Source organism: Streptomyces olivochromogenes (assembly GCF_021538895.1).
Lineage (GTDB): Bacteria > Actinomycetota > Actinomycetes > Streptomycetales > Streptomycetaceae > Streptomyces > Streptomyces olivochromogenes_A.
The window spans coordinates 47,400-72,492 of sequence record NZ_JADDRL010000043.1 but is presented as its reverse complement, the minus strand read 5'-3'; the positions used below and the strand labels follow the sequence as shown (position 1 = coordinate 72,492).

At 73.4% G+C, this 25,093-nt stretch carries 20 protein-coding genes; 6 read left to right on the top strand and 14 right to left on the bottom strand.

What is annotated here, in order from left to right; all coding sequences use genetic code 11:
- Window positions 1-130: 130 nt before the first annotated feature.
- Window positions 131-3,031 carry an AAA family ATPase gene (locus tag IPZ69_RS22505; RefSeq protein WP_235456067.1) on the bottom strand — a complete coding sequence of 967 codons (2,901 nt, stop codon included), beginning with the start codon at window positions 3,029-3,031 and terminating at the stop codon, window positions 131-133.
- A gap of 144 nt (window positions 3,032-3,175) precedes the next feature.
- Complete coding sequence (locus IPZ69_RS22500) at window positions 3,176-4,009, bottom strand: helix-turn-helix transcriptional regulator (protein ID WP_235456066.1); 834 nt, start codon at window positions 4,007-4,009, stop codon at window positions 3,176-3,178.
- Between the two features lie 125 nt (window positions 4,010-4,134).
- Between IPZ69_RS22500 and IPZ69_RS22495 the strand changes: the two genes are divergently transcribed.
- Window positions 4,135-5,805 carry an AMP-binding protein gene (locus IPZ69_RS22495; RefSeq protein ID WP_235456065.1) on the top strand — a complete coding sequence of 557 codons (1,671 nt, stop codon included), beginning with the start codon at window positions 4,135-4,137 and terminating at the stop codon, window positions 5,803-5,805.
- The gene (locus IPZ69_RS22490; protein WP_235456064.1) at window positions 5,802-7,418 is read left to right on the top strand and encodes an AMP-binding protein; all 1,617 of its coding nucleotides are present in this window, start codon (window positions 5,802-5,804) and stop codon (window positions 7,416-7,418) included. The genes IPZ69_RS22495 and IPZ69_RS22490 overlap by 4 nt, the downstream gene beginning before the upstream one ends.
- Here IPZ69_RS22490 and IPZ69_RS22485 read toward each other — a convergent pair.
- Window positions 7,415-8,227, bottom strand: a complete 813-nt coding sequence (locus IPZ69_RS22485) for a hypothetical protein (RefSeq protein ID WP_235456063.1) — start codon at window positions 8,225-8,227, stop codon at window positions 7,415-7,417. The two genes, IPZ69_RS22490 and IPZ69_RS22485, sit on opposite strands and share 4 nt — an antisense overlap.
- 207 nt (window positions 8,228-8,434) lie before the next feature.
- Between IPZ69_RS22485 and gcl the strand changes: the two genes are divergently transcribed.
- Window positions 8,435-10,219, top strand: coding sequence for a glyoxylate carboligase (gene gcl, locus IPZ69_RS22480; protein WP_235456061.1), 1,785 nt, complete (start codon window positions 8,435-8,437; stop codon window positions 10,217-10,219).
- Between the two features lie 181 nt (window positions 10,220-10,400).
- Entirely contained in the window at window positions 10,401-11,237 is an 837-nt protein-coding gene (locus tag IPZ69_RS22475; RefSeq protein ID WP_235456060.1) for an alpha/beta fold hydrolase, read from the top strand.
- Here the strand turns inward: IPZ69_RS22475 and IPZ69_RS22470 are convergent.
- The 8 genes from IPZ69_RS22470 to IPZ69_RS22435 all read right to left on the bottom strand — a co-directional run bounded on the left by IPZ69_RS22470 (window position 11,218) and on the right by IPZ69_RS22435 (window position 19,196).
- Window positions 11,218-11,808 (bottom strand): TIGR04222 domain-containing membrane protein, encoded by a 591-nt coding sequence (locus IPZ69_RS22470; protein WP_235456058.1) that lies wholly within the window; start codon window positions 11,806-11,808, stop codon window positions 11,218-11,220. The two genes, IPZ69_RS22475 and IPZ69_RS22470, sit on opposite strands and share 20 nt — an antisense overlap.
- 181 nt (window positions 11,809-11,989) lie before the next feature.
- Window positions 11,990-12,226, bottom strand: coding sequence for a hypothetical protein (locus tag IPZ69_RS22465; RefSeq protein ID WP_235456056.1), 237 nt, complete (start codon window positions 12,224-12,226; stop codon window positions 11,990-11,992).
- A 303-nt stretch (window positions 12,227-12,529) separates the two neighbouring features.
- Window positions 12,530-14,002, bottom strand: a complete 1,473-nt coding sequence (locus IPZ69_RS22460; RefSeq protein ID WP_235456054.1) for a catalase — start codon at window positions 14,000-14,002, stop codon at window positions 12,530-12,532.
- Window positions 14,003-14,201: 199 nt separating this feature from the next.
- Complete coding sequence (locus IPZ69_RS22455) at window positions 14,202-15,092, bottom strand: 2-hydroxy-3-oxopropionate reductase (protein WP_235456052.1); 891 nt, start codon at window positions 15,090-15,092, stop codon at window positions 14,202-14,204.
- A gap of 29 nt (window positions 15,093-15,121) precedes the next feature.
- Window positions 15,122-15,961: a TIM barrel protein gene (locus IPZ69_RS22450; RefSeq protein WP_235456050.1), complete on the bottom strand. Its 840-nt coding sequence runs from the start codon at window positions 15,959-15,961 to the stop codon at window positions 15,122-15,124.
- 240 nt (window positions 15,962-16,201) lie between these two features.
- A complete protein-coding gene (locus IPZ69_RS22445; RefSeq protein ID WP_374293665.1) occupies window positions 16,202-17,107 on the bottom strand; it encodes a transketolase family protein in 906 nt (301 codons plus the stop codon).
- A 68-nt stretch (window positions 17,108-17,175) separates the two neighbouring features.
- Window positions 17,176-17,886 carry a thiamine pyrophosphate-dependent enzyme gene (locus tag IPZ69_RS22440; RefSeq protein ID WP_235456049.1) on the bottom strand — a complete coding sequence of 237 codons (711 nt, stop codon included), beginning with the start codon at window positions 17,884-17,886 and terminating at the stop codon, window positions 17,176-17,178.
- 17 nt (window positions 17,887-17,903) lie between these two features.
- On the bottom strand, window positions 17,904-19,196 hold the full coding sequence (locus IPZ69_RS22435) for an MFS transporter (protein WP_235456048.1): 1,293 nt from the start codon (window positions 19,194-19,196) through the stop codon (window positions 17,904-17,906).
- Between the two features lie 165 nt (window positions 19,197-19,361).
- On the opposite strand from IPZ69_RS22435, the gene IPZ69_RS22430 reads away from it, so the two are divergent.
- The gene (locus IPZ69_RS22430) at window positions 19,362-20,354 is read left to right on the top strand and encodes an aldo/keto reductase family protein (protein ID WP_235456047.1); all 993 of its coding nucleotides are present in this window, start codon (window positions 19,362-19,364) and stop codon (window positions 20,352-20,354) included.
- A 57-nt stretch (window positions 20,355-20,411) separates the two neighbouring features.
- A complete protein-coding gene (locus IPZ69_RS22425; RefSeq protein WP_235456046.1) occupies window positions 20,412-20,942 on the top strand; it encodes a GNAT family N-acetyltransferase in 531 nt (176 codons plus the stop codon).
- Here the strand turns inward: IPZ69_RS22425 and IPZ69_RS22420 are convergent.
- The 3 genes from IPZ69_RS22420 to IPZ69_RS22410 are packed head-to-tail and all read right to left on the bottom strand — an operon-like array spanning window position 20,929 to window position 25,060.
- Window positions 20,929-21,738 (bottom strand): TfuA-like protein, encoded by an 810-nt coding sequence (locus IPZ69_RS22420; protein ID WP_235456045.1) that lies wholly within the window; start codon window positions 21,736-21,738, stop codon window positions 20,929-20,931. The genes IPZ69_RS22425 and IPZ69_RS22420 overlap by 14 nt on opposite strands.
- Window positions 21,735-23,012 carry a YcaO-like family protein gene (locus IPZ69_RS22415; protein ID WP_235456044.1) on the bottom strand — a complete coding sequence of 426 codons (1,278 nt, stop codon included), beginning with the start codon at window positions 23,010-23,012 and terminating at the stop codon, window positions 21,735-21,737. The genes IPZ69_RS22420 and IPZ69_RS22415 overlap by 4 nt, the downstream gene beginning before the upstream one ends.
- On the bottom strand, window positions 23,009-25,060 hold the full coding sequence (locus tag IPZ69_RS22410) for a prolyl oligopeptidase family serine peptidase (RefSeq protein WP_235456043.1): 2,052 nt from the start codon (window positions 25,058-25,060) through the stop codon (window positions 23,009-23,011). Before IPZ69_RS22410 ends, IPZ69_RS22415 begins: the two co-directional genes overlap by 4 nt.
- Window positions 25,061-25,093 lie beyond the last annotated feature (33 nt).

Below are 25,093 nucleotides of genomic sequence, written 5' to 3'. Positions count from 1 at the left end.
CCCCCGTGTGCCCGGGCGAGCGGCACTGCCCTTACGCTAGGGCCCGGTACACCACCTCCCAATGAGGGAACCCCCTAGGGGGGCAAGGCAGGGAAAACCCTCGGTCCGGCTCAGTTAACCGGCCGTGTTCTCACTTCGCTCGGCGACCTGCCGCCAATCGGACGATGTCCACGCGCGAGCGGATCCCCAGTTTCCGGTAGACCCGGGTCAGCGTCGCCTCCACCGTCTTGACACTGATGAACAGGCGTGCGGCGATCTCCCGGTTGGTGGCGCCCTGGATGACGAGCGCGGCGACCTGACGCTCCATCGACGCGAGCCCCTCCAGGCCGTCCGGCCCGTCCTGTCCCTCGGGGCCGCCGAGCGCGGCCGCGGCGGCGGCCGGTTCCGGCTCGGGCGCCGCGAGGGCCGCGTCCACCTGGCGCAGCCACGGCACCGCCCGGCAGCGTCGGAACAGGCGGGTGGCCTCCTCGTACGGCGTCGAGTCGGCGCGGTGCGCCGCCGGGGCGCCGGTACCGGTGCCGGCGCCGAGACCCACGGCCCGGTCCGGCCGCCGGCCGCGCAGCGAGGCCTGCGCGAAGGCCGCCCGCGCCTCCTCCAGGCAGTAGCCCAGCTTGGCCAGCCGGTCCTGAGCGGAGGTCAGCTGGGCGAGCGCCGCATCCCGGTCCCCCTCGGCCGCGCGCACCAGCGCCTCGGCCCGGTCCAGGACGGCGAGCACGCTCTCCCGGCCGAGCCGCAGCGCGTGTTCACGGGTGACGTCGATGACGTCCCGTGCCTCGGCCACCTCGCCGATGCGGACGAGGGCCTCGGCGAGGTCGCCCTGCCAGCGGCCGCGCGCCGGGTCGGTGATGCCGAGGCCGTGCTCCAGCTCGCGCACCCGGCGCAGCGAGCGCACCGTGCCCGCCGGGTCGCCGGCCACCAACTGGGCGTACCCGAGGGCGCCCAGGGCCCGGGACAGGTACATCTGGTCGCCGTCCTCCTCGGCGTGCTCGACCGCCTCGCGGGCCAGCGCCAACGCCCGGTCCACGTCCCCGCCGGAGGCCTCGGCGAGCGAGGTGAGCATGGCGGAGGCCGTCTCGCCGATGCCCGAGTCCCGGGCCAGCCGCAGGCTTTCGCGGGCCAGGTCGAGCGCCCGGCCGCAGTGCCCGGCGCGCAGTTCGGTCTCGGCGAGCCCGCGCAGGAAGTGCACCTCGCTCTCCACCGAGCCGCGCCGGCGCACCTCGCGCAGCAGCGCGGTGACCGTCGCCCGCGCCTCGCCCAGTTGGTCGCCCATGACCAGCCAGCGGAACCGGGCGCTGCCCGCGCCGTTGTGATGGCACGCCACCTTCGGGTCCTGAGGCTCCTTCAGCGCGCGCTTGATGGTCACGGGCGCCGCCGGATGGCCCATCAGGGTCTCGGCCTGGGCCTGGAAGGCGAGGGCCAGCAGTTCGGTGCGCCGGTCGCCGCCGCGCTCGGCCAGCTCCGCCGCGTGCGCGGCCGCCTCCCGGGCCTCGGTGAAGTCGCCCTCCACGATCAGTGCCCGCCAGGCCAGCTGGTAGTGGACCAGAGCGAGCAGCCGCGGGTCGTCGCCGGCGTCGGCGAGGGCCTGCGGGAAGACGGCGTCGACCTCCGTCATGGTGTGGCCCGCCGTGTCGATGACGATGATCCAGGCCCGTACCCGGTCCGCGGGCACGGTGGCCCGGGTCAGCACCTCGCGGGCGATGTCCCGGGCGAGGTCGACCTCGCCGGCGGTGATCGCGTCCTCGGCGGCCTGCAGCCGGCGCTCGTCCGCGCCGGGCCGGCCGTCGGCGGGGGTGTGCCGGGCGGCGAGCAGGCTGAGCTGCGCGGCCACGGACGGGGCCCCGCGGTCTCGGGCCTGGGCTGCGGCCTCGGCGAGCCGGTCGGCGACGCACGGATCGGTGCCGGTGGTGGCCAGCGCCAGATGGCGGGCGCGCTCGATCGGGTCCGAGGCCGCGGTGGACAGCGCGGCATGGGCGCCGCGCCGCTCGTGGGCGGGGGCCTCCGCGTACAGGGCGGCCGAGATGAGGGGGTGCGCGAACCGCACGGTGGGGCTGGAGTCGTCCAGGTCGGTCGCCAGCAGCCCCAGTTCGGCGGCCTGGGCGCACTCCGCCTCCGCGTTCTCCCTCCCGGCCGAGCGCAGCAGGGCCGGCGTGGGCCGGGCGCCCGCGCTGGCCACCAGCAGGGTGCGGCGGGCCTCGACCGACAGCATGTCGAGCCGGCTCAGCACCAGGGCGCGCAGCGAGGTGGGCACGGGCAGCGGCTCGCCCGGCCGGGGCGGGGTGGGGTTCTCGGCGAGGGCGCGGCCGAGCTCCAGCGCGAAGAGGGGGTTGCCGCCGCTGGTGCGGTGGATCTCGCGGACCGTGGAGCGGGTCAGACCGGCGTAGCCGCGGTGGTCGAGCAGCGCGGAGACCTGGTTGCGGGAGAGGGGGTTGAGGCGTACCGCGACGGTGTCCGGCGGGGACGCGCTCAGGTGGCGGTCGTACTCCTGGCCCTCGGTCCGCACCGCGCACAGCAGTTGCACGGGGGTGTCGCCGAGGCGCCGGGCGGCGAAGCCGAGCAGCTCGGAGCTGGCCGGATCCAGCCACTGCAGATCGTCCGCGACGATCAGTACGGTGCCCTCGGCGGCGAGCGCGCGCAGCGCCGACAGCACCGCCAGGCGCAGCGCCAGACCGTCGCGTTGCAGGCTGGACTCGCCGCGACCGGTGAGCGCCGACTCCAGGGCGGTGCGCTGGGCGGCGGGCAGCCGGCCCGAGACCTGGTCGAGGACCAGGCCCAGGAGGTCGGCGAGCGCCAGGAAGGGAAGGTGCGATTCGGACTCGGTCGCCGAGCACCGCAACACGGTGCGGGCGGCGCCGGCGTATTCGGCCGCCAAAGCCCGCAGGACGGTCGATTTCCCTATTCCCGCGGGGCCGTGCAGGAGCACACTGCCGCCCGAGGCGAGTTGCTCACGCGCGGCGCCGATCGGTTCGTCCCGGCCGATGACCAGGTCGGGGCGGCATCTCGCAGGCTCCTGGAAGTCCCGTCGCACGGTCACCGCTCCCCTCGTGTGTCGTGTCCGGGCCAAATTCTAGGCAACGAACCTTGAAATTCGGACGTACGGAGTGGTGAGGGAAATAACAGCGGCGCTGCACAGAGGAATTCAGAGCGCTGGAGACTGAATAGAAAGCCTTCCTTACGGCTACGGCAGCAGCCCCGACCGACGGGCCGTCGCCACCGCCTCCCCGCGCGTGTGAGCGCCCAACTTGCGCATCGCCGACCGCAGATAGCCCTTGACCGTCTCCGGCCGCAGCCCCAGCCGCTCCGCCACCGCCGCATTGGTCGCGCCCTCCGCCACACAGGCCACGACGTCCAGCTCGCGCGGCGCCAGGCTCGCCCCCTCGGCCGGCTGCGGCCCGGACAGCAGCCCGCACGCGGCGAGGAGCTCGGACCGCAGTGCCGGATCCGTGATCCGCGGCGCCAGGGCGCGCAGCGCCGTGTGAGCCTCGCGCACCTGTTCCCAGGCCGTGCCCGCGGCCGGATCGGCGACGGGTTTCGGCTGGGCCGCCGTCAGCAGGCCCCGCGCCTCGTCCCGTACGACGAGCACCTGCTCCACGTCCCGCGCCGCCGCCATCGCCGCGCTCAGCGTGCGGTCGCCGAGCGGCTGCGCGGTGCGCAGCGCGCCGTACAGCACGCCCCGCACCCGGCGCCGCACCACCACCGGCACCGCGAGCACCGAGCGGATGCCCTCCGCCGCCACCGGCGCGTCGTACTCGTGACTGATCTGCCGCGACGAGGAGTAGTCCGTCACCGCGCAGGGCCGGGCCAGCGCCACCGCCTTGCCGCCGAGACCGTTGCCCGAGGTCACCGCGAGCGAGCGCAGGGACAGGGTGTTCGTGCCGCTCAGCTCGCTGATCCGGATCTGCGGCCGGCCGGAGTCGACCAGGCCGCCGAAGGCGACCGGGAGCCCGGTGGTGCGCCGCAGCCGGACCAGCGCGCCCCGTATCTCCACCGCGCCCGCGGTGTCTGCTGCCACCTGTTCGCCCCTTCATCGTGGCTTTTGTGCGATCCACACCCCCGTTCGGGGGTAGTGAGACCTCCGTCACGGATTACACGATGCCAGAGAGCCGCCCGGCAATGGTCCGTTAACGAGGAGGACAGATGACGACGGCTACGGAGCTCTTCAGGGGTGCGCGGGACTTCCTGCTGGAGCACCGCGAGAACTACGCCACGGCCTACGAGGGCTTCGCCTGGCCCCGCCCGGAGCACTTCAACTGGGCCCTGGACTGGTTCGACGTCATCGCGGACGGCAACGACCGCACCGCCCTGCACATCGTCGAGGAGGACGGCGGCGAGATGCGGATCTCCTTCGCGGAGATGGCCGAGCGCTCCGACCGGGCCGCGAACTGGCTGCGGGCGCAGGGCGTCGCCGCCGAGGACCGGATCCTGGTCATGCTCGGCAACCAGGCCGAGCTGTGGGAGACCGCGCTGGCCGCGATGAAGCTGCGCGCCGTCGTCATCCCCGCCACCCCACTGCTCGGCCCCGCCGACCTGCGCGACCGCGTCGAGCGCGGCCGGGTCCGGCACGTGCTGACCCGCGCGGCCGACACCGACAAGTTCGACGAGGTGCCCGGCCGCTACACGCGCATCGCCGTCGGCGGCGCGCCCGAGGGCTGGCTGTCGTACGAGGACGCGTATGCCGCCCCCGCCGACTTCACGCCGGACGGCGAGACCCTGGCCGACGACCCGCTGATGCTCTACTTCACCTCGGGCACCACCGCCCGCCCCAAGCTGGTCGAGCACACCCACACCTCGTACCCCATCGGGCACCTGGCCACCATGTACTGGATCGGCCTCAAGCCCGGTGACGTGCACCTCAACATCTCCTCGCCCGGCTGGGCCAAGCACGCCTGGTCCAACCTGTTCGCCCCGTGGAACGCGGAGGCGACCGTCTTCATCCACAACTACACGCGCTTCGACGCGGCCCGGCTGATGGCCGAGATGGACCGGGCCGGGGTCACCGCCTTCTGCGCGCCGCCGACCGTGTGGCGCATGCTCATCCAGGCCGACCTGACCCAGCTGCGCACCCCGCCCCGCGAGGTCGTCGCCGCCGGTGAGCCGCTCAACCCCGAGGTCATCGAGCAGGTCCGGCGGGCCTGGAGCGTCACCATCCGGGACGGTTTCGGACAGACCGAGACCGCCGTGCAGGTCAGCAACAGCCCCGGGCAGCGGCTGAAGACCGGTTCGATGGGCCGGCCGAGCCCCGGCTACCGCGTCGAACTGCTCGACCCGGTGTCGGGTGCCCGCGGCGCCGACGAGGGCGAGATCGCGCTCGACCTGTCCGCGCGGCCGGTCGGCCTGATGGCCGGCTACCACGGCGACGCGGACCGTACGGCGGAGGCGATGGCGGGCGGCTACTACCGCACCGGCGACATCGGCTCCCGCGACGCCGACGGCTACATCACCTACGTCGGCCGCGCCGACGACGTCTTCAAGGCCTCCGACTACAAGATCAGCCCCTTCGAGCTGGAGAGCGCCCTGCTGGAGCACGAGGCGGTGGCCGAGGCGGCCGTCGTGCCCGCGCCGGACGAGCTGCGGCTCGCCGTGCCCAAGGCGTACGTCGTCCTCGCCGAGGGCTGGGAGCCCGGACCCGACACCGCCAAGGTGCTCTTCGAGCACTCCCGGGAGGTCCTCGCCCCCTACAAGCGCGTCCGCCGCCTGGAGTTCGGCGAGCTGCCCAAGACCGTGTCCGGCAAGATCCGCCGGATCGAGCTGCGCGAGGCCACGGCCGCGGGCTCGGGGAACGAGTACCGCGAGGAGGACTTCCGATGACCGCGACGAGAGAGCTGTCGTACACGCACGGGACGAGCGCGACCGTGTTGCTCGGCGACACCATCGGGGCCAACCTGGACCGGGCGGTCGCGGCCTGGCCCGACCGGGAGGCGCTCGTCGACGTGCCGTCCGGGCGGCGCTGGACGTACACCGAGTTCTCCGCCGACGTGGACCGGCTGGCGTACGCGCTGCTGGCGAGCGGCGTCGCCAAGGGCGACCGGGTCGGCATCTGGGCCGTCAACTGCGCCGAGTGGGTGTTCGTCCAGTACGCCACCGCCCGGATCGGCGCGATCATGGTCAACATCAACCCCGCCTACCGCACGCACGAGGTCGAGTACGTCCTCAACCAGGCCGGGATCTCACTGCTGTTCGCCTCCCTCAGCCACAGGACCAGCGACTACCGGGCGATGGTCGAGGAAGTCCGGGGCGGCTGCCCGCAGTTGCGGGAGGCCGTGTACATCGGCGACCCGAGCTGGGAGGCGTTCACCGGGCGCGGCACGCCCGAGCGGCGCGCGGAACTGCTCGCGCGGGGCGCCGAGCTGTCCTGCGACGACCCCATCAACATCCAGTACACGTCCGGGACGACGGGCTTCCCGAAGGGGGCCACCCTCTCCCACCACAACATCCTCAACAACGGGTACTTCGTGGGCGAGTCGATCGCCTACAGCGAGCAGGACCGGATCTGCATCCCGGTGCCGTTCTACCACTGCTTCGGCATGGTCATGGGAAACCTGGCGGCCACCTCCCACGGCGCCTGCATGGTGATCCCGGCCCCGTCCTTCGACCCGAAGGCCACGCTGGAGGCGGTGCAGCGGGAGCGGTGCACCTCGCTGTACGGCGTCCCGACCATGTTCATCGCGGAGCTGAACCTCCCCGACTTCGCGACGTACGACCTCACCACGCTGCGCACCGGCATCATGGCGGGCTCGCCCTGCCCCGTCGAGGTGATGAAGCGGGTGGTGGCAGAGATGCACATGGAGGAGGTCTCCATCTGCTACGGCATGACGGAGACGTCCCCGGTCTCCTTGCAGACGCGGATCGACGACGACCTGGAGCATCGCACCGGCACCGTCGGCCGTGTCCTGCCGCACCTGGAGGTCAAGGTCGTCGACCCCGCGACCGGAGTCACCCAACCGCGCGGCACGGCGGGCGAGTTGTGCACCCGCGGCTACAGCGTGATGCTCGGCTACTGGAACGAGCCGGACAAGACGGCCGAGGCCGTCGACGCGGGGCGCTGGATGCACACCGGGGACCTCGCGATGATGCGGGAGGACGGGTACGTCGAGATCGTCGGCCGGATCAAGGACATGATCATCCGGGGCGGCGAGAACATCTACCCGCGCGAGATCGAGGAGTTCCTCTACGCCCACCCGAAGATCAGGGACGTCCAGGTCGTCGGCGTGCCGCACCAGACGTACGGCGAGGAGGTCCTCGCCTGTGTCATCCCGCACGACGCGGCCGACCCGTTGACGCTGGACGAACTGCGCGCCTACTGCACCGGCCGCCTCGCCCACTACAAGGTCCCGAGCCGACTGCAGATCCTCGACGCCTTCCCGATGACGGTGTCGGGCAAGGTGCGCAAGGTGGAACTGCGGGAGCGCTACAGCGTCTAGCGATCCTGGCGCGGGCCCCGGGCCCCCGTGGCGTTCAGGTCGTCGGCGAGGGTGTTGACGGGCTGCGGGGTGCCCGTGAGGTCCAGGACGAACAAGGGGATGCGCAGCAGGTCGGCGCGGGCGCGGGCGTCGGCGGTGTATCCGGCCAGGGAGAAGTAGACGCAGTCCGACGACTCCGTCATCGCCGTCAGCCACAGGCACTCCACGTCGCGCAGTGAGGCCGGGCGGATCGTGGGGTCCACCTGGGCCAGGATCCCGCGCGCGGCGAGGCCGATGCCGGACGGCGGCCGCTGGTCGGCCCGGCGGATGCCCGCGTAGCCGAGCCAGCGCAGATAGAGCGCGGCGGCGGTGACCGCGTCCCGGGCGGTACGGATGGTTATCGGGTGGAAGACGGCCCGCCGACGCCCGGGAGCGGCGGCCGGCTCGGGGCCGGTGTCCCCGTCGGCGGGCGAGGTGTGCGGCTCGGTCTCCCCGTCCGTGGGCGAGGTGTGCGGGCCGGTGCCGCAGTCCGCCGCCAGGACCGGAATCCGCAGGAGCGTGCCGCAGTCGCAGCCCAGTTCCGGCTGGGGCCACTCGTCCCGGCGGCCGCAGGAGCGGCAGCGCACCGTGACCCAGTCCTGGTCCCAGATGCGGTGGGTGACGGCTGTCGCGGGCGCCCCGCGGTCGAGCGGCGGCGCCACGGGCGCGCCGCACGCGCAGGGATACGACGGCGCGATGTAGACGTGTTCGCGCCGACAGGCCGGACAGCGCACCGGCACGCACTCGGACATGGCCCACCCCAGGGCGTCGCGTCGGGACAGCGGTCCCATCGTGCTCCTGCCGGACCGCTCTTGTCCTTGTCTTGTCGAGTCCCGCCGTGCCCCGCGGAGTCCCGCCGAGCCCCGCCGACTCTTGACGCCCCCCGGGCACCCACCTACATTGATTCCAGATAGTAGAAGTTACTTTCCGTAATACGGAAGTGCTCACCGCGGGGCGCGACGGGAGTACGCATCCGACAGCCGAAGCAGGAGTACTCGATGGCTCGTATGACCGCCGCCGCCGCGGCAGTTGAGATCCTCAGGCGCGAGGGCGTCAGCAACGCGTTCGGTGTGCCGGGCGCGGCGATCAACCCCTTCTACGCGGCGCTCAAGGCGTCCGGCGGCATCCACCACACCCTCGCTCGCCATGTCGAGGGCGCCTCGCACATGGCCGAGGGCTACACGCGCACGCACCCGGGCAACATCGGCGTCTGCATCGGCACCTCCGGCCCCGCCGGCACCGACATGATCACCGGCCTGTACTCGGCCATCGGCGACTCGATCCCGATCCTGTGCATCACCGGCCAGGCCCCGACCGCGGTGATCCACAAAGAGGACTTCCAGGCCGTCGACATCGCCTCCATCGCCAAGCCGGTGACGAAGATGGCGGTCACCGTCCTGGAGGCCGCCCAGGTCCCCGGCGTCTTCCAGCAGGCCTTCCACCTGATGCGCTCCGGCCGCCCCGGCCCGGTCCTCATCGACCTGCCGATCGACGTCCAGCTCACCGAGATCGAGTTCGACCCGGAGACGTACGAGCCGCTCCCGGTCTACAAGCCGGCCGCGAGCCGCGCGCAGATCGAGAAGGCGCTGCGGATGCTCACCGCGTCCGAGCGCCCGCTGATCGTCGCCGGCGGCGGAGTCATCAACGCCGACGCCGCGGAACTCCTCGTCGAGTTCGCCGAGTTGACCGGAACCCCGGTGGTCCCCACCCTGATGGGCTGGGGCGTCCTGCCCGACGACCACGAGCTGAACGCCGGCATGGTCGGCCTGCAGACCTCGCACCGCTACGGCAACGCGACCTTCCTGGAGTCCGACTTCGTCCTCGGCATCGGCAACCGCTGGGCCAACCGCCACACCGGCAAGCTGGACGTGTACACGGCCGGCCGGACCTTCGTCCACGTCGACATCGAGCCCACCCAGATCGGCAAGATCTTCGCGCCGGACTACGGCGTCGCCTCCGACGCCAGGGCGGCCCTGGAACTGTTCGTCGAGGCGGCACGGGAGCTGAAGGCCGCGGGCGGGCTGCCCGACCGCTCCGCATGGGCCGCCGCCGCGCAGGAGAAGAAGGCGACGCTCCAGCGCCGTACGCACTTCGACGACATCCCGATCAAGCCGCAGCGCGTCTACGAGGAGATGAACAAGGCCTTCGGGCCCGAGACCCGGTACGTCTCCACCATCGGCCTCTCGCAGATCGCCGGCGCCCAGATGCTGCACGTCTTCAAGCCCCGGCACTGGATCAACTGCGGTCAGGCGGGCCCGCTGGGCTGGACCATTCCGGCCGCGCTGGGCGTGGCGAAGGCCGACCCGGAGGCGTCCGTCGTCGCCCTCTCCGGCGACTACGACTTCCAGTTCATGATCGAGGAGCTGGCGGTCGGCGCGCAGCACAAGATCCCCTACGTCCACGTCCTCGTCAACAACTCCTACCTGGGCCTGATCCGCCAGGCGCAGCGGGCGTTCGACATCGACTTCCAGGTCAAGCTGGAGTTCGAGAACATCAACTCGCCGGAACTCGGGGTCTACGGCGTCGACCACGTCAAGGTCGCCGAGGGCCTGGGCTGCAAGGCGATCCGGGTGACCGACCCGAACGAACTGGGCGCCGCCTTCGAGCAGGCCAAGAAGCTCGCCGCCCAGTTCCAGGTCCCGGTCGTCGTCGAGGCGATCCTGGAGCGGGTCACCAACATCTCGATGTCGACCACCAACGACATCTCCAACGTCGTCGAGTTCGAGGAACTGGCCTCCGTGCCCGGCCACGCGCCGACGTCGATCAAGACACTGAAAGTGTGACCGCCCGAGCGCTTGACCGCCTGAGCGCCTGACAGTCCGATCCGGCCGGTGTGCGGCGAGGGGCGGTCCATCCCGGGGGAGATGGACCGCCCCTCTCGCTTGTCCGGGACGGGGTCTTGCCGGGGTGGGTCCGCGCGCGGCCCCCTTTGCCTCGTCCGGCGGCTCCGGCATGCTCGGGGCCATGCGGATGACGGTTGCCACGGCGCTCGGTGATGTCGCGGTGCGCTGCGCCGGGCCGGCGGGGGCGCCCGCGTTGTTGCTCTTGCACGCCAACCCCGGTGACGGGCGGGACTACGACGCGGTGCTGCCCGCGCTCGCCGATCACCACCGCACCTATGTGGTCGACTGGCCCGGATACGGCGACTCGACCGTCTCCGATCCCGAACTGGTGACCCCGGAGGGGCTGGTGGAGGTGGCCGGGCGGGTGCTGGGCGCGCTGGAGGGGGACGGCGCGGTCACCGTCGTCGGCAACAGCGTGGGCGGGTACGTGGCCTGCCGGCTCGCCGAGGGGCCGTACGCCGAGCGGGTCGCCGGGTTGGTGCTGGTCGATCCGGCCGGGTTCAGTGCGAGCAACACCCTCACCCGCTGGTTCTGCCGCGAGGTGATGGGGCGCCCGGCGGTGGCCCGGCGGCTCGTCGTCCCGCTGGCCCGCGCCTATCTGGGCGCGCTGCGGACACCGAGCGCCCGCGCCACCTTCCGGCGGGTGCGGCGGCTGCCCGGCGAGCGGGACCGGCTGGCGGTGCACTGCGCGCTGTGGCGGGGGTTCGCGGAACCCGGGTTCGGGCCGGCCGACCCGGCCGCCATCGACGTACCCGTGCTGCTGATGTGGGGGCGGCGCGACCCGGTCGTCCCCGCCTTCCTGGACGGCCGACGGGCCCGGCGCGCGCTGCCCCGGCACACGGTGAGCGTGCTGCTGCCGACGGCCCACGAGCCGTACAACGAGCGGCCGGACCTGTTCCTGCGGCACACGCTCGCTTTCCTGAAGGACCCGCGGACCTTCACACCGACCCGCAGCTGAAGCCTCCGCCGCCGCCCGAGCCTTCGGAGGACCCGCGAAACTCGCGCTCCGTGCTCCCGCCGCGTCCGGTCAGGCCCGCTTCCCCGGCGAAGCGCGGCGCGAGGGCGGTCAGGGCCCGGTCGCCGTGGAGGGCGACCAGGAGCAGGGTGTCCCGCGCCGACAGGCCGGACCGGCGGGCGGGCAGCGGGTGCCGGGCGCGCAGTTCCTTCAGGGTGCGGCGGGCGGCGCCGGTGCGGCCGGGCGGGAAGGTGCGGAGCAGACCGGCCGCCGTGAGATCGTCGACCAGCCGGGCGAGCGCGGTGCGTACGCCCTGCCGGCCGAGCAACTGCCGCATGCCGGCGGGCCGGTAGAGGGCGGAGTGCACGGCCCGGGCCAGGGGCGGAAGGTTTTCGTCGTCGACCGGGCCCGTGGTGCGCATCGTGCCCGCGCGGCCCGCGCCGACGGCACCGCGCAGGTGCAGATCGAGGACGGCGACGGTCACGGCGGCTCGGGGGCCGCCCCGGATCCGTGCGATCTCGTGCGGCTCCGGCTCCGTCTCCGGCCGGAACGCCGCCCCGTTGCTCGTGCTCATGACGCACCACCCCCACCCCTGGCGTGGGCCCGCCGCCCCCATGCCGACGGGCTCCGCGTGACCGGAATGTGCCCGCTGGACGGGGTGGTCGAAGCCTCCGCGGCCGTGTTTCAGAGGTTGATTTGAGGGTTGGGCTCCGCCGGCTCCTGCGTCGCGCTCGGCCGGCCGGCGTGACCTGCGCCTACACCTCGTCCTCGGACAGCCCCGGCCAGTCGTCCGGGCCGCCGCCCTGCCATTCGATGAGGTCGCTCTCCTCGACCTCGACGCGGTCCAGGTCCGCCATGCGCAGGATCTCGACGACGTCGTCCAGATGGGAGGCGATGCCGAGGGTCACGTCGCCCTCGGTGACCCGCCGGGAGCCGTCCAGGGCCGGGGCGTGCACCACGATGTGCGGATACCGCGTGGGTGGATGTGTCATGCCTCAAGGCTCCTGCGGGCGGTGCGGATCCGCACCCCCGGAGGAGCCTTGGCCGTCCGACGGCGCGAGGCTGGGCGCGACAGGACGTTCGCGCCGCCGGACGGGGTCTGTGAAAGGTGTGGCCGGGACCGCGGCGGATGCGACGGACCGGGGCGCCCTCCCCTCTGGTCGAGGAGGGTGCCCGGGTCCTTCACCACCGCACTGGCTCGCACGCCGCCGCGGTCCTCGCCCTGCCCGTACCGTGTCCGGGTCCGTGGTGGCCACCCCTCATCCGGGCCGCCCGGTCGGACGCGATACGGGAGCTCAGTCCTCGCGCAGGGCGCGGACCGCTTCCTCCACCCGCTTGCCGTACTCCGGGTCGGCGGCGTGGAAGTGCGCGAGGTTCTTCTCGATCACGTCGTCGCGGGAGACCTGCGCGAGGCCGCCGGCGATGTTCGCGACGAGACGTGACCTCTCCTCCGCGGACATGAGGCGGTACAGCTCGCCCGCCTGGTAGAAGTCGTCGTCCTTGGTGTGCTGCGGGGCCTCGTGGGTGCCGGTGTGGCCCGAGACCGCGAGCGGGGCCGACAGCGGGCGGCCGGTCTGCGCCGGGCCGTCGTACGAGTTCGGCTCGTAGTTCTTGGCGTGGCGGCCCTGGGAGTTGGACGCCATGAAGCCGTCGCGGCCGTAGTTGTTCGCGACCGTGGCCCGCGGGGCGTTGACGGCCAGCTGGGTGTGGTTGACGCCCAGGCGGTAGCGGTGCGCGTCCGCGTAGGCGAACAGGCGGCCCTGGAGCATCTTGTCGGGGGAGGGGCCGATGCCCGGAACGAAGTTGTTCGGGGAGAACGCGGCCTGCTCGACCTCGGCGAAGACGTTGTCCGGGTTGCGGTCGAGGACCAGCCGGCCCACGCGCCGCAGCGGGTAGTCCTTGTGCGGCCAGACCTTGGTCAGGTCGAACGGGTTGAAGCGGTAGTCCGCCGCCTCGGCCGCCGGCATGAGCTGGACGTACAGCGTCCAGGACGGGTTCACGCCCCGCTCGATCGCCTGGAGCAGGTCCGTCTGGTGCGAGGCGGGGTCCTTGCCCGCGAGCTCGGCGGCCTGCTCGGAGGACAGGGAGCGGATGCCCTGGTTCGTCTTGAAGTGGTACTTGACGAAGAAGGCCTCGCCCTCGGCGTTCGTCCACTGGTAGGTGTGCGAGCCGTAGCCGTTCATGTGGCGGTACGACGCCGGGATGCCGCGGTCGCCCATCAGCCAGGTCACCTGGTGCGTGGCCTCGGGGGCGTGCGCCCAGAAGTCCCAGACGTTGTCGGGCTCCTGGCGGCCGGTGAACGGGTCGCGCTTCTGCGAGTGGATGAAGTCCGGGAACTTGATCGGGTCCTTGATGAAGAAGACCGGGGTGTTGTTCCCGACGAGGTCGTAATTGCCCTCTTCCGTATAGAACTTGACCGCGAAGCCGCGGGGGTCGCGCACCGCGTCCGCGCCGCCCAGGCTGTCCGCCACGGTCGAGAAGCGCAGGAACACCTCGGTGCGCCTGCCGATCGTGCTCAGGAAGTCGGCGTGCGTGAAGCCGGTGACGTCGTCGGTCACCTCGAAGTAGCCGTAGGCGCCGGAGCCGCGGGCGTGCACCACGCGCTCCGGGATGCGCTCGCGGTTGAAGCGCGCCAGCTTCTCCAGGAGGTGCTGGTCCTGGAGCAGGAGCGGGCCGCCGATGCCGGCGGAGGCGGAGTTCTGGTTGTCTGCGACCGGGGCGCCGGACTCCGTGGTGAGAGTTCGCGCCGTGAGCACGCGCTTCGACATCGTGGACCTTCCGTACGAGAGGGCAGCGGGGGTCTTCGGAATGGGACTTCCGCTTTGTGGAGCTTCCGCTGGCTGGAGCCTAGGTTTGGGGCGAACGAGACGTCAACAGTTTGTTGAACGAGATTCCGGGCGGCGCCGACGCCTGGGCGCGACAGGACAGTTGTCGGCGGCGGCGCCGCCCGGAAGCTGTGGGGTCGGCTCAGACCTGGGCGCCGGACAGGCGCTCCACGGCCCGCAGCAGGGCCGAGTGGTCCAGTCCGCCGTCGCCCTGGGCGCGCAGGCTCGCCACCAGCTGGGCGACCACGGCGCCGACCGGCAGGGCGGCGCCGACGTTGCGGGCGGCGTCCGTGACGATGCCCATGTCCTTGTGGTGCAGGTCGATACGGAAGCCCGGCTTGAAGTCGCGGTTCAGGAAGTTGTCCTTCTTGCGCGTCAGCACGGTCGAGCCGGCCAGGCCGCCGCCCAGGACGTCCAGCGCCGTCCGCAGGTCCACGCCCGACTTCTCCAGGAAGACCACGGCCTCGGCGCAGGCCTGGATGTTCACGGCCACGATCAGCTGGTTGGCGGCCTTCACCGTCTGACCCGAGCCGTGCGGGCCGCACAGCACGATGGTCTTCCCGAGCGCCTCGAAGATCGGCTCGGCCTCGTCGAAGTCGGCCTGGCCGCCACCGACCATGATCGACAGCACGGCCTCGACGGCGCCGGCCTCGCCGCCGGACACCGGGGCGTCGAGGACCCGGATGCCCTTGTCCGCGGCCGCCTTCGCCAGGTCGACCGAGGTCTGCGGGGTGATCGAGGACATGTCGATCAGCAGCGCGCCGGACCGCGCGTTCTCCAGGATCCCGTCGGGGCCGTAGGCGATGGCCTCGACCTGCGGGGAGGCGGGCACCATCGTGATGATCACGCCGGCGTCCCGCACGGCCTCCGCGATCGAGCCGGCCGCGGTGCCGCCTGCGGCGGTCAGGCGGTCCAGCTTGTCCTGCTCCAGGGTGTGGCCGGTGACCTCGTAACCCGCCTTGATCAGGTTCTCTGACATGGGGGAGCCCATGATGCCGAGGCCTATCCAGGCGATCTTGGGGAGGTTGCTCATCTCGGGGTGCCTCTCGTGCGAGTGGTGGGTCAGCGGGCGGCGCGGGCTTCGCGGGGCAGCCAGTCGAAGGCCTCCGCGCTCGGGCGGTCGCCCGGCTTGTACTCCAGGCCCACCCAGCCGTCGTATCCGTTCTTCGTCAGCAGGCCGAACAGGTCGCCCAGCGGGAGCGAACCGGTGCCCGGGGCGCCCCGGCCGGGGTTGTCGGCGATCTGCACGTGGCCGGTCTTCGGGGTGAAGCGCTCGATGACCGCCGGCAGGTCCTCGCCGTTCATGGAGAGGTGGTAGAGGTCCATGAGGAAGCGGGCATTGCCGAGGCCGGACGCCTCGTTGACCCGGTCCACGACCTCGACCGCGGCGGGGGCGCTCACCAGCGGGTACAGCGGTGACTCCGGCCGGTTCAGCGCCTCGATCAGCAGGATCGCGCCGATCCGGTCGGCGGCCCGGGCCGCGAGGACCAGGTTCTCCAGGGCGAGCGCGTCCTGTTCGGCCGGGTCGACGCCCTCGACGCGGTTGCCGTACAGGGCGTTCAGGGCCGTACAGCCCAGCGACCCGGCGAAGTCCGCGGCCACGTCGACGTTGGCGCGGAACCGCTCCGACTCCTCGCCGGGGACCGACAGGGCGCCCCGGTCCGGGCCCGGGAGCTGTCCGGCGTAGAAGTTCAGGCCCGTGAGCCGCACGCCCGCGTCCTCGATCGCCTTCTTGAGGGCGTTGAGCTCGGAGCGCTCAGGAGTGGGCGAGTCGATCCAGGGCCACCACAGCTCGACCGCGGTGAAGCCGGCCGCGGCGGCGGCCGCGGGGCGCTCCAGGAGCGGGAGTTCCGTGAAGAGGATCGACAGGTTGACGTTGAAGCGCTGGTCTGCGAATCCCATCAGGGCCGCGCTCCCTTCCGTTCTTCGGTTTCCGTATTGTGGAAGTTGCTTTCTGCTTAATGGAAGAGTGCAGGCCCGGCCGGGGGCTTGTCAAGAGGGCACGGTGGAAACGGCGCGGCCGCGGACAGCACGCCGCCCCGTTCCCGGCGGACGCGGGAACGGGGCGGCGGGAATACGTCTGTGCAGGTGAACGCCGGTGTCGTGGGCCGGTGGGCGGCTGTGCCGCGCGGCGCCGGGCGCCTACGCCGCGAGGAAGCGCGTGATGCGAAGCCGCATCCCCGCGCTGCCCAGCCCGTGGGCGATGGCGTGCTGGCGCGGGGTGCCGTAGCCGCGCACCTCGTCCCGGGCCACCCCCAGGGACAGCAGCCGGTGCGGCCGGTCGACGAGCGCCTCGGCCACCTCGGCGGCCGAGGTGCCCGCCAGGTACGGCTCGGCGAGTACGACGTTCGCCTCCGGCTGGTCGGCGAGCACCGCGCGCAGGGTCGCGGTGTCGAAGGGGCGCACGGTCGCGGCGTACAGGACCGTCACGTCCAGGCCCTCGGTGGCCGCGAGGACGGAGTCGGCGAGCGGGCCCACCGCGAGCACCGTGGCCGCGCCGCCCCGGCGCAGCACGTGGAAGCCCGGCCGGCCGACCGGTGCCAGGGGGCGCGCGTTGGACTGGTTGGACAGGCGCAGGTAGACCGGGTCGTCGCCGCGGACCGCGGCGCGCAGCTGGGCCTCGGCCTCGTCGGGGTGGCCCGGCACATGGATGGTCCACCCCGGCAGCGTCGACAGCAGGGCGACATCACCGGGGGACTGGTGGGTGCGTCCGCCGCCCGCGATGTCGTACGAGGCACCCGCGCTCACCAGGATCGCGCCGACGCCCTGATGGTTGAGGTCCAGCTTGATCTGCTCGAAGGGCCGCTCGATCAGGAACGGCGCGAAGCTGTGCGCGATCGGGCGCATGCCGGCCAGCGCGAGCCCGCCCGCCACGCCGATCAGCAACTGCTCCCTGATGCCCAGGTTGATCACCCGGTCCGGGTGCGCGGCCCGCGCCTCGTCGAAGAGCCGGGCGCTCAGGTCGGCGGTCACCACCGACAGCCGCTCATGGCTGCCGAGCAGGTCGGTGGTGACCTCGGCGAAGCGCTCGCGCATGGCTCCGGGCATGGGGTCCTCCGTATCGGGACCGAACGAAGTCGGCCGGGGGCGACCTGAGTTGGGCGGGGTCGACGGGTTCAGTGGTGGTCGAACGGTTCGTCCACGTCGGCGACGACCACCGTCGGCCGCCCGGACTCCGGCGCGTTCATGGCGGCGGCCAGCGCGGCGTGGTCGCGGCCGTCGACCCGCGCGGTGGCCCAGCCCTCGACGGCGAAGCGGGCCTCCAGACCGCCCGGCCAGCCCTGGGTCGCCGAGTGGTTGTCGATCACCACGACGCGCAGCCGGTCCAGGCCGGCCCGCGCCGCGTAGGCGATCGCCTCGTGATTGGAGCCCTCGTCCAGCTCGCCGTCGCCCAGGAGCACCCAGACCCGCGGCTCGTCCAGGTCCCGGGCGCGCAGGCCGAGGGCGGTGCCGACGGCGAGCGGCAGCCCGTGGCCGAGCGAGCCGCTGGAGATCTCCACGCCGGGCACCAGCATCCGGTCGGGGTGGTGGCCCAGGCGCGAGCGGAAGGAGCCGAAGGTGTCCAGCTCGTCGGGGTCGAGGAAGCCCTTGGCGGCGAGTACCGCGTAGTACGCCATCGGGCCGTGGCCCTTGGAGAGGTAGAACCGGTCGCGGTCCTCGGCCGGCTCGGGTGTCACCCGCAGCACCCGGTCGTAGAGCACCCACAGCACGTCGAGCGTCGAACTCGCGGCCAGGGCGTGCTTCTCGTCCCCGGTCATGCGCGCCATCAGGGCGGGCAGGTCCGCGAAGCGGTACGGGGCGCGCACGGGGCGCGTGGCGGTCGTCATGACGGGGCTCCCGGCGGTCAGGCGGCTTCGGCGAGCGCGGTGGACGGTGCGGCGGACTCGGACCCGGACCCGGATCCGGGCCCGGACTCGACGGGCCGCGGCCGGTGCTGTTCGGCGTCCCGGGCGAGCGGCACGACCGCCGCGGCGCACACCAGCACCGCGCCCGCCACCGCGGCCCAGCCCCAGCCGCCCCAGGACAGCGTGGCGGCCGCCACCACGCCCGGCCCCAGCACGCTCTGGAGAATCATGTGCAGATGGAAGGTCCCGAGGTACTCGCCCTGGGCGTCCTCGGGGGCCAGACCGTGCGCCAACCCCCAGCCGGAGGCGGCCTGTTGCAACTCGGCGACGGTCAGCAGCAGCATGGCGACGCCCAGCGCCACCGACGCGGTGACGGCGCCGCCGACCGTCGCGGCGGCCGCGACGGCGCAGGCCGCGGCCAGCCACAGGCCGGAGCGCCGGGCCAGCCGCGCGGCCCCGGCCACCGTGTCCGCGCCCCGGCTCGCCGCCACCTGGAAGGCGATGACGAAGACCGTGTTGGCGATCATCAGCAGCGGGATCAGCCCGTGCGGCGCGTCCGTGCGCTCCACCGTCCACAGCGGCAGGACCACCAGGATGATCGACGCGTGCAGCGCGAGCGGCGCGGACAGCGCCGTGACCCCGACGAACCGCAGGTCCCGCAGGGCGCCGAAGCGCCGGGTCCGGCCGGCCCCCGCCGACCGCCGCCCGCGGGGCAGCCGGGCCACGAGCAGGGCGGCGCCCAGCCACAGCACGCTGCTCGCCCACGGCAGGGCGCGGACGAAGAAGCCGCCGCCGAACAGGGCGAGCGCCGCCACGCCGCTGCCCACGCTGAACCCGATGTTGAACATGGTGCGCAGGATCGCGCGCACCTGGACCCGTTCCTCCGGTTCGACCACCGCCGAGACGAAGGCGCCGAAGCTCGGCCCGACGCCGTACTCCACGAAGCCGATGGAGACGATGAGCGCGTAGAACGCCGTCGTCGAGTGCACCGTGGGATACAGCGCGAAGCCGACCGCCTGCAGCACGAAGACCACCGCGAGCATGCGCCGGGCGCCCACCCGGTCGGCCAGCATGCCCAGCAGCAGGGAGGCCACGAAACCCGACAGCGCCGCCGCCGAACTCCCCAGCGCCACCTGCCCGGCCGACAGCCCGGTCACCGTGGTGAAGTACACGACGCTGCCGCTGAGGAAGACGCCGCGCCCCACCGCGTACGCGAGGTTGACGGCGGACAGCAGCCGCTGCGGACCCGGCCGTGGGATCAGCGCGTCCTTGGCGTGCTGCAGTGCGGGCATCTCACCACGCTCCTTCGGCTCCGATTCGCTGGAGACCGTACGAGGACCGGAAACAGCCGTGGCGGAAAGGGACTTGAGAGCCGCTGGAGGCGCGGACGGGTGCGCCGTCGAGGCCCGCCGGACCCGCCGCCGACCGCGCGGGAAACGCTCCTACCCTTGCCGGCCATGAGGCATCGGAGACTGGGCAGGACCGGGCTGCGGGTCAGCGAGATCACCTTCGGCAACTGGATCAACGTCACGGAGGGTTCGGCCGAGGAGGTCGCGCGCACGGCGCTCGAAGCGGGCATCACCACCTTCGACACCGCCGACGTCTACGCCGGGACGCTCGCCGAGACGATCCTGGGCCGCGTCCTCGCCGCGGCGCGCCGCGAGTCCGTGGTCATCAGCACCAAGGTGTGCGCGCCGGTCGGGCCCGGCCCCAACGACCGCGGCCTGTCCCGCAAGCACGTCATGGAGGCGGCCCACGGCTCCCTGCGCCGGCTCGGCACCGACTACATCGACCTCTACCAGGCCCACCGCTACGACGAGGACACCCCGCTGGAGGAGACCCTGCGGGCCTTCGACGACCTCGTACGCCAGGGCAAGGTCCTCTACGTCGGCGTCTCGGAGTGGACCGCGGACCAGATCTCCCGCGCCCTGAAGCTCGCCGGGGAGATGGGGCTCGACCGGATCGTCGCCAACCAGCCGCAGTACAACATGCTGTGGCGGGTCATCGAGGCCGAGATCGTCCCGCTGTGCGCCCGCGAGGGCATCGGCCAGCTCGTCTGGTCGCCGCTCGCCCAGGGGCTGCTGACCGGCAAGTACCGGCCCGGCGCGGCGCCGCCGGCCGGCTCGCGCGCCCACGGCCCGGCCCGCTCGCAGTTCTCCGTCGGGGCGCTGACCGAGGACGTGCTCGCCCGGATCGCCCGGCTCGGCGCCGTCGCCGACGACCTGGGCGTTACCGTGCCGCAGCTGGCGGTCGCCTGGGTGCTGCGCAACCCCGCCGTCTCCACCGCGATCGTCGGCGCCACCGAGCCCCGCCAGATCGTCGAGACCGCCGCGGCCTCGGAGACCGTCCTGGACGACGAGGCGGCGGCGCGCATCGACGAGATCCTCGAACCGATCGTCGAACGCGACCCGGCCCGGACCCCGGCGCATCCCACCGACTACCGCAAGTAGGGTGCCCGTCGGCGCGCACAGCGCATCGGTCCACCCCCCGGCAAGGAGCACCGTCCCGTGACGTCCGCACCCACCTCCGTACGACTGGTCGAACCGGCCGACGCGTCCGCGCTCGCCGCCCATCTGGACCGTGACGCCGAGGAGTTGGCCCGCTGGCAGCCCGCCCGCCCGGACGGCTTCGCGACCGAGGCGCATCAGGCGACACGGATCGGGGCGCTGCTGGCGGGCCATCGCGACGGCACCGGCTGGCCGGGCGTGGTGCTGGCCGGCACCGAGGTGATCGGACAGGTCACGGTCGCCACCATCCTGCGCGGCCCGCTGCAGAAGGGGTTCCTCAGCTACTGGATCGCCGGCACGCACCACGGCCACGGCCACGCCCGCCGCGCGGTGGCGCTCACGCTGCGGGTCATGGCCGGGGAACTGGGCCTGCACCGGGCCGAGGCGCACACCCGCACCGACAACCTGGCCTCGCACGCCGTGCTGCGGGCCAACGGGTTCACGTCCTGGGGCATCGCGCACCGGCACATTCGGCTCGGCGGCGTCTGGCACGACGAGATCTTCTGGGAACGCCACCTCACCGAGGAATGAGCTCCCGCGCGTCGGCGCCCGCCCCCAGCGCCGTCCGGACGGCCGCGAGGCCGTCCAGCCGCTTGCGGTCCCAGACGTCCCGCCGCCCGTCCGCCAGCTCCGGCTCCAGCACCTCGACCGACGCGGCCGCGAGTTCCGCCCGCCACCGCTTCAGCAGCAGGGAGGGACGCCGGTCACGGAAGTGCAGGGCGTGCGCCACCCGCAGCGCGGCCTCCGCCCCGGCCGGTGTCAGCAGCCCTTCGCGGGTCCGGTTCGCCAGCAGCCAGCGGATGTTGACCAGCGGGATCGTCACCGGTTCGTAGCCCTCGGGGTCGTAGAGCAGGGCCACGTCGCCGTCGGACTCGATCGCCCCCGACAGGTACTGCTCGTACACCCAGCCGCTGCCCGTCATGCCCAGCGTGCGGCACTCCACCGCGCGCAGCGCGCCCATCGACGACGCCCCGGCCAGCGGCTGTCCGGCCGCCAGGACGGCGCGGACCTCGGTGATGCTGACCGCCAGACTCTGCCCGAACTCCCCGTCCAGCATCACCACCGTGCGCCGCCCGGGGGAGTCGAGCAGCCCCAGCAGGTCGAGCCGCCGCACCGGCGGGCGCAGGTCGAGCGTCCGGCCCTGCCGCGCGGCGAGTTCGGCCAACTCCCGCAGATCGGCGGGGCGCAGGGACGGCCCCACGAAGACGACGACGTGCTCGGCGCCGGTGTCCTCCTCGCGCGCGGCGCCCGTGCCGCCCGCGCCTGCGGCGACGCCCGCGCCGCCCGTCCTACCCGTGCTGTCCGTCGTGCTCGTGAAGCCGCTCATACCAGGCCCTTCGCCATTTTGGCCCGCACCATCTCCCGGTGCAGACGTACTCCCAGTCGAGCCCGGTCGTGGTGGTACACCTCAAGGCCCGGGACGATCACCTTGGTCACCGAGAACGGCAGGTCGTCCGGGGCGAGTTCGGTCGCGAAGACCAGCGGCAGACCGGCCTCGCGCAGGTTGTGCAGCACCTGGTCGAGGTCGCCCGCCGTGCTGCCGGTGCTGGTGTTCGCCAGCCCCGAGAAGTCGATCTCGTCGCGGTCCGCGCTCCAGGCGTGCAGCATCTCTCGCATCGCCAGGTACGAGGCGTGCCTGCGGTAGGCCTGGCCGTTGAGGTCCTCCCGGGCGCCGTTGATCACCGCGAGCCGCGACTGCGCCGCCTCGGTCAGCGCGCGGGTGACGGCCACGAGCGGATCGGGATGACAGCCGGCGCCGCCGTTGATCAGCATGCCGTCCGCGGCGTACGTGTCGTCGGTGGTCGCGAACACCGTGGGCACGCCCACCGCGTTGGCGTAGGCGAAGACCTGCACGCGCACGCCGTTGCGCTGGAACCGGTCGACGAGGTCGGCGGGCAGCTCGGGCAACGAGTCGAGCCGGATCCGGCTGCCGCGCCGCAGAGTCTCGCCGAAGGCCGTGCAGTCCTGCTCGATGGCCTCCAACAGCCCGTGCAGCAGCGCCTCCTGGGGGCTGTTGCCGACGGCGAGTCCGATCGTGTTCGAGTTGAACAGGCCGCACTCGTGCGGCCAGGGCACGAACACCGACAGCGCCGGCACCATGACCTCGGTGTCGGTGTACAGCTCGCGCACCGGCCACCAGCCGAGCTCCGCCTCCTCGGTCCAGCCGTGGCCGCGCCGCGGCACGAGCCGGCGCGGGTCGAGCACCCGCACGCCCTCCCGGCGCAGCTGCGCGTACGAGGTGTGCCGGGCCGGCGCGTGGGCGGGCGGCTCGCACCAGGTCCGCTCGATCGCCTCCATCAGCGCCGAGACCCGGGCTGCCTGCGCGGTGGCCCCCTTGCCGCTGGTCACCGTGTTCAGGCCGGGCGCGGCGGCGGGCCGCATGGTGTGGAAGACGGGGATGCCGAGCACGTCGAGGTCGGTGACGTCGGCGATCCGGGTGATGCCGCAGCGCTCCATGGAGGCACGGGCCAGCGCCTCGGTCTCCTCCAGGGTCCGGGTGCGCAGCGAGGTGCCGCAGGCCGTGGGCGGGGCGGCGGTGGCGGCCGGGAACCAGTGGCCGCGCGGCAAACTGGTGACGGCGGCCTGGGCGGCGGTGGTCATCGGGTGAGCGCCTCCTCGGGCGGGTACGGGGTGCCCAGCACGCTGCGGCAGGCCCGCAGGATCCAGCGGAGCCAGGCGGTCAGGTTGTCCGGCCGGCGGATGGTGTGCGCCTCGCCGGGCAGCAGCATCAGCTCGACGGGGACGCCGTGGCCGTCCAGCGAGCGGTACATCGCCCGGGATTCGGCGGCGGGCACGTGGGGGTCCTCGCAGCCGTGCGAGAGCAGTACGCGTACGTCCGGACCGAGCGCGGTCAGGTCCAGGCTCTCGGCGCGGTAGCCGGGCGCGGTGTCCACCGGGCCGTACTCGCGCAGCCAGTGCCAGTGCAGGTCGCAGCCGCGCGCCACGGCGGCGAAGTCGGCCCAACCGGCGTGGCTGACGACCAGCCGGACCTCGGACAACAGCAGGGCGAGGGCCAGGGCGAGATAGCCGCCGAAGCTGGCGCCCATGACGGCCACCCGCCCGCCGTCCAGGCGCGGGTCGGCCAGCGCCGAGCGGACCTGCCCGGCCGCGACGGCGGCCACGCCGGACGTCCAGCGGCCCCAGCCGCGCTCCACCGCCGCCTGCCCGTAGCCGAGCGAGAGCGGTGGGTCGGGCATGAGCACGGCGTACCCCTCGGCCACGAACGGCCACGGGTTCCACCGCCAGGACCAGTCGGTCCAGCTCAGCAGCGGCCCGCCGTGGCACCACACGAGCACCGGCAGCGGCCGGTCGGACGGCTCGCGGGGCAGACACAGCAGACTGCGCCAGGACGACCCGTCGGCCTCACGGTGGGTCAGCCGCTCCAGCCGTCCGGCGGGGGCGAGGGACACGGCGGGGGAGAGCAGCGCGGGCGGCGCGACGGTGCGGCCGCGCGGCGGGTCCGCGGCCGCGGACTCCCGCCCGGCGAGCGGCAGTGCGACCACCTCCGGCGGCAGGTCCACCGCGGACCGTACGACCAGGGCCTCGCCGTCCGCGGCCGTCACGTGCTGTGCCGAGCCCGTGAGGGGCAGCGCCGTCACCCGGCCCTCGTGCGGGGCGACACGCCACAGCAGCCGGCGGCCGTCGCGCTCGCCCACGCACAGCAGCGCGTCCGGGCCCGCCCACGCCTGCGGGCGCAACCAGTCGGGGTGCCGGGGCGCGGCACGGACCACCGCCGAGCCGTCCGCCGCCACCAGCACCGCCTCCTGGCGCGGTCCCCGCCCCGGCCGGGCCACCCGCTCCGCCGTGCAGGCGAACCAGGCGCCGTCGGGGGAGGGCACCGGCGCGGACAGGTCGTCCTCGAACCAGACGGTCCGCGCGTCCTCCGGCCGCCGCACCGGGAACAGGAGCAGGCCGTGCCGGCGGTGCCCGCCGCGCAGGAAGCGGGCGACTCCGGCGGCGCAGCGCAGTCCGTCGGGGGTCAGGGCCAGTTCGCCGGTCAGCCGTTCGTCCGGTTCGAGCGGCAGGGGCAGCGCCTCGGGGCCGTGGTCCCGATCTCCGGCGCCGAATCCGAAGTCGAAGCCGACCCGCAGCAGGCGCAGGGTCTCGCCGGGCCGGTGGTAGGCGGACGCGGGCCACAGGTCGCCCTCGACCAGGGTGGCCGTGGCGTGGCCGGCCGTGCCCGGGTCCGTGTGCACGTCCGTGGGCGTGCGGGCCGGTTCGTCCGCCCACACGGCCGCGACCGCCGTCGTACCGCCCGCCGCGTACGAGGTGACCCCGTGAACCCCGCCCAGCACCAGGCGTGGCGCGGCCGGTGCCCCGGCCCGGTGGTGCCACAGGGAGCGGCCGCCGTACCCGGGACGGTCCTCGGGCCGCAGGTCCGACAGGAAGAGGTAGCCGCCGTCGGCGGTGACCGTGACCACCGAGGCGGCCGCGTGGGCGTGCCGCAGCGCCGGGCCGTCGTCGGCCCGTGCCTCGTAGCGCAGGACGAAGGGGACCGGGGTGGGCCGGTGGGCGCGGTACAGGTCGGCCTCCACCAGCACGCCGGATCCGTGCCGGTGCGCGACCCGCACCCGTGGCGCACACCGCAGCGCCGCCAGCAGGGCGGCGCCGGGCCCCTCGTCCCCCCTAGGGCCTCTCGTTTGGATCATGCCGGGCTCGCGGGGTCTGGCACCGTTCCTCGC

Excerpts from the sequence above, each read along its gene's own strand:
- IPZ69_RS22495 (WP_235456065.1), top strand. The coding sequence starts at position 4,135 with ATGACGACGGCTACGGAGCTCTTCAGGGGTGCGCGGGACTTCCTGCTG.
- IPZ69_RS22490 (WP_235456064.1), top strand. The coding sequence starts at position 5,802 with ATGACCGCGACGAGAGAGCTGTCGTACACGCACGGGACGAGCGCGACC.
- IPZ69_RS22485 (WP_235456063.1), bottom strand. The coding sequence starts at position 8,227 with ATGGGACCGCTGTCCCGACGCGACGCCCTGGGGTGGGCCATGTCCGAG.
- gcl (WP_235456061.1), top strand. The coding sequence starts at position 8,435 with ATGGCTCGTATGACCGCCGCCGCCGCGGCAGTTGAGATCCTCAGGCGC.
- IPZ69_RS22475 (WP_235456060.1), top strand. The coding sequence starts at position 10,401 with ATGCGGATGACGGTTGCCACGGCGCTCGGTGATGTCGCGGTGCGCTGC.
- IPZ69_RS22470 (WP_235456058.1), bottom strand. The coding sequence starts at position 11,808 with ATGAGCACGAGCAACGGGGCGGCGTTCCGGCCGGAGACGGAGCCGGAG.
- IPZ69_RS22465 (WP_235456056.1), bottom strand. The coding sequence starts at position 12,226 with ATGACACATCCACCCACGCGGTATCCGCACATCGTGGTGCACGCCCCG.
- IPZ69_RS22460 (WP_235456054.1), bottom strand. The coding sequence starts at position 14,002 with ATGTCGAAGCGCGTGCTCACGGCGCGAACTCTCACCACGGAGTCCGGC.
- IPZ69_RS22455 (WP_235456052.1), bottom strand. The coding sequence starts at position 15,092 with ATGAGCAACCTCCCCAAGATCGCCTGGATAGGCCTCGGCATCATGGGC.
- IPZ69_RS22450 (WP_235456050.1), bottom strand. The coding sequence starts at position 15,961 with ATGGGATTCGCAGACCAGCGCTTCAACGTCAACCTGTCGATCCTCTTC.
- IPZ69_RS22445 (WP_374293665.1), bottom strand. The coding sequence starts at position 17,107 with ATGCCCGGAGCCATGCGCGAGCGCTTCGCCGAGGTCACCACCGACCTG.
- IPZ69_RS22440 (WP_235456049.1), bottom strand. The coding sequence starts at position 17,886 with ATGACGACCGCCACGCGCCCCGTGCGCGCCCCGTACCGCTTCGCGGAC.
- IPZ69_RS22435 (WP_235456048.1), bottom strand. The coding sequence starts at position 19,196 with ATGCCCGCACTGCAGCACGCCAAGGACGCGCTGATCCCACGGCCGGGT.
- IPZ69_RS22430 (WP_235456047.1), top strand. The coding sequence starts at position 19,362 with ATGAGGCATCGGAGACTGGGCAGGACCGGGCTGCGGGTCAGCGAGATC.
- IPZ69_RS22420 (WP_235456045.1), bottom strand. The coding sequence starts at position 21,738 with ATGAGCGGCTTCACGAGCACGACGGACAGCACGGGTAGGACGGGCGGC.
- IPZ69_RS22415 (WP_235456044.1), bottom strand. The coding sequence starts at position 23,012 with ATGACCACCGCCGCCCAGGCCGCCGTCACCAGTTTGCCGCGCGGCCAC.
- IPZ69_RS22410 (WP_235456043.1), bottom strand. The coding sequence starts at position 25,060 with ATGATCCAAACGAGAGGCCCTAGGGGGGACGAGGGGCCCGGCGCCGCC.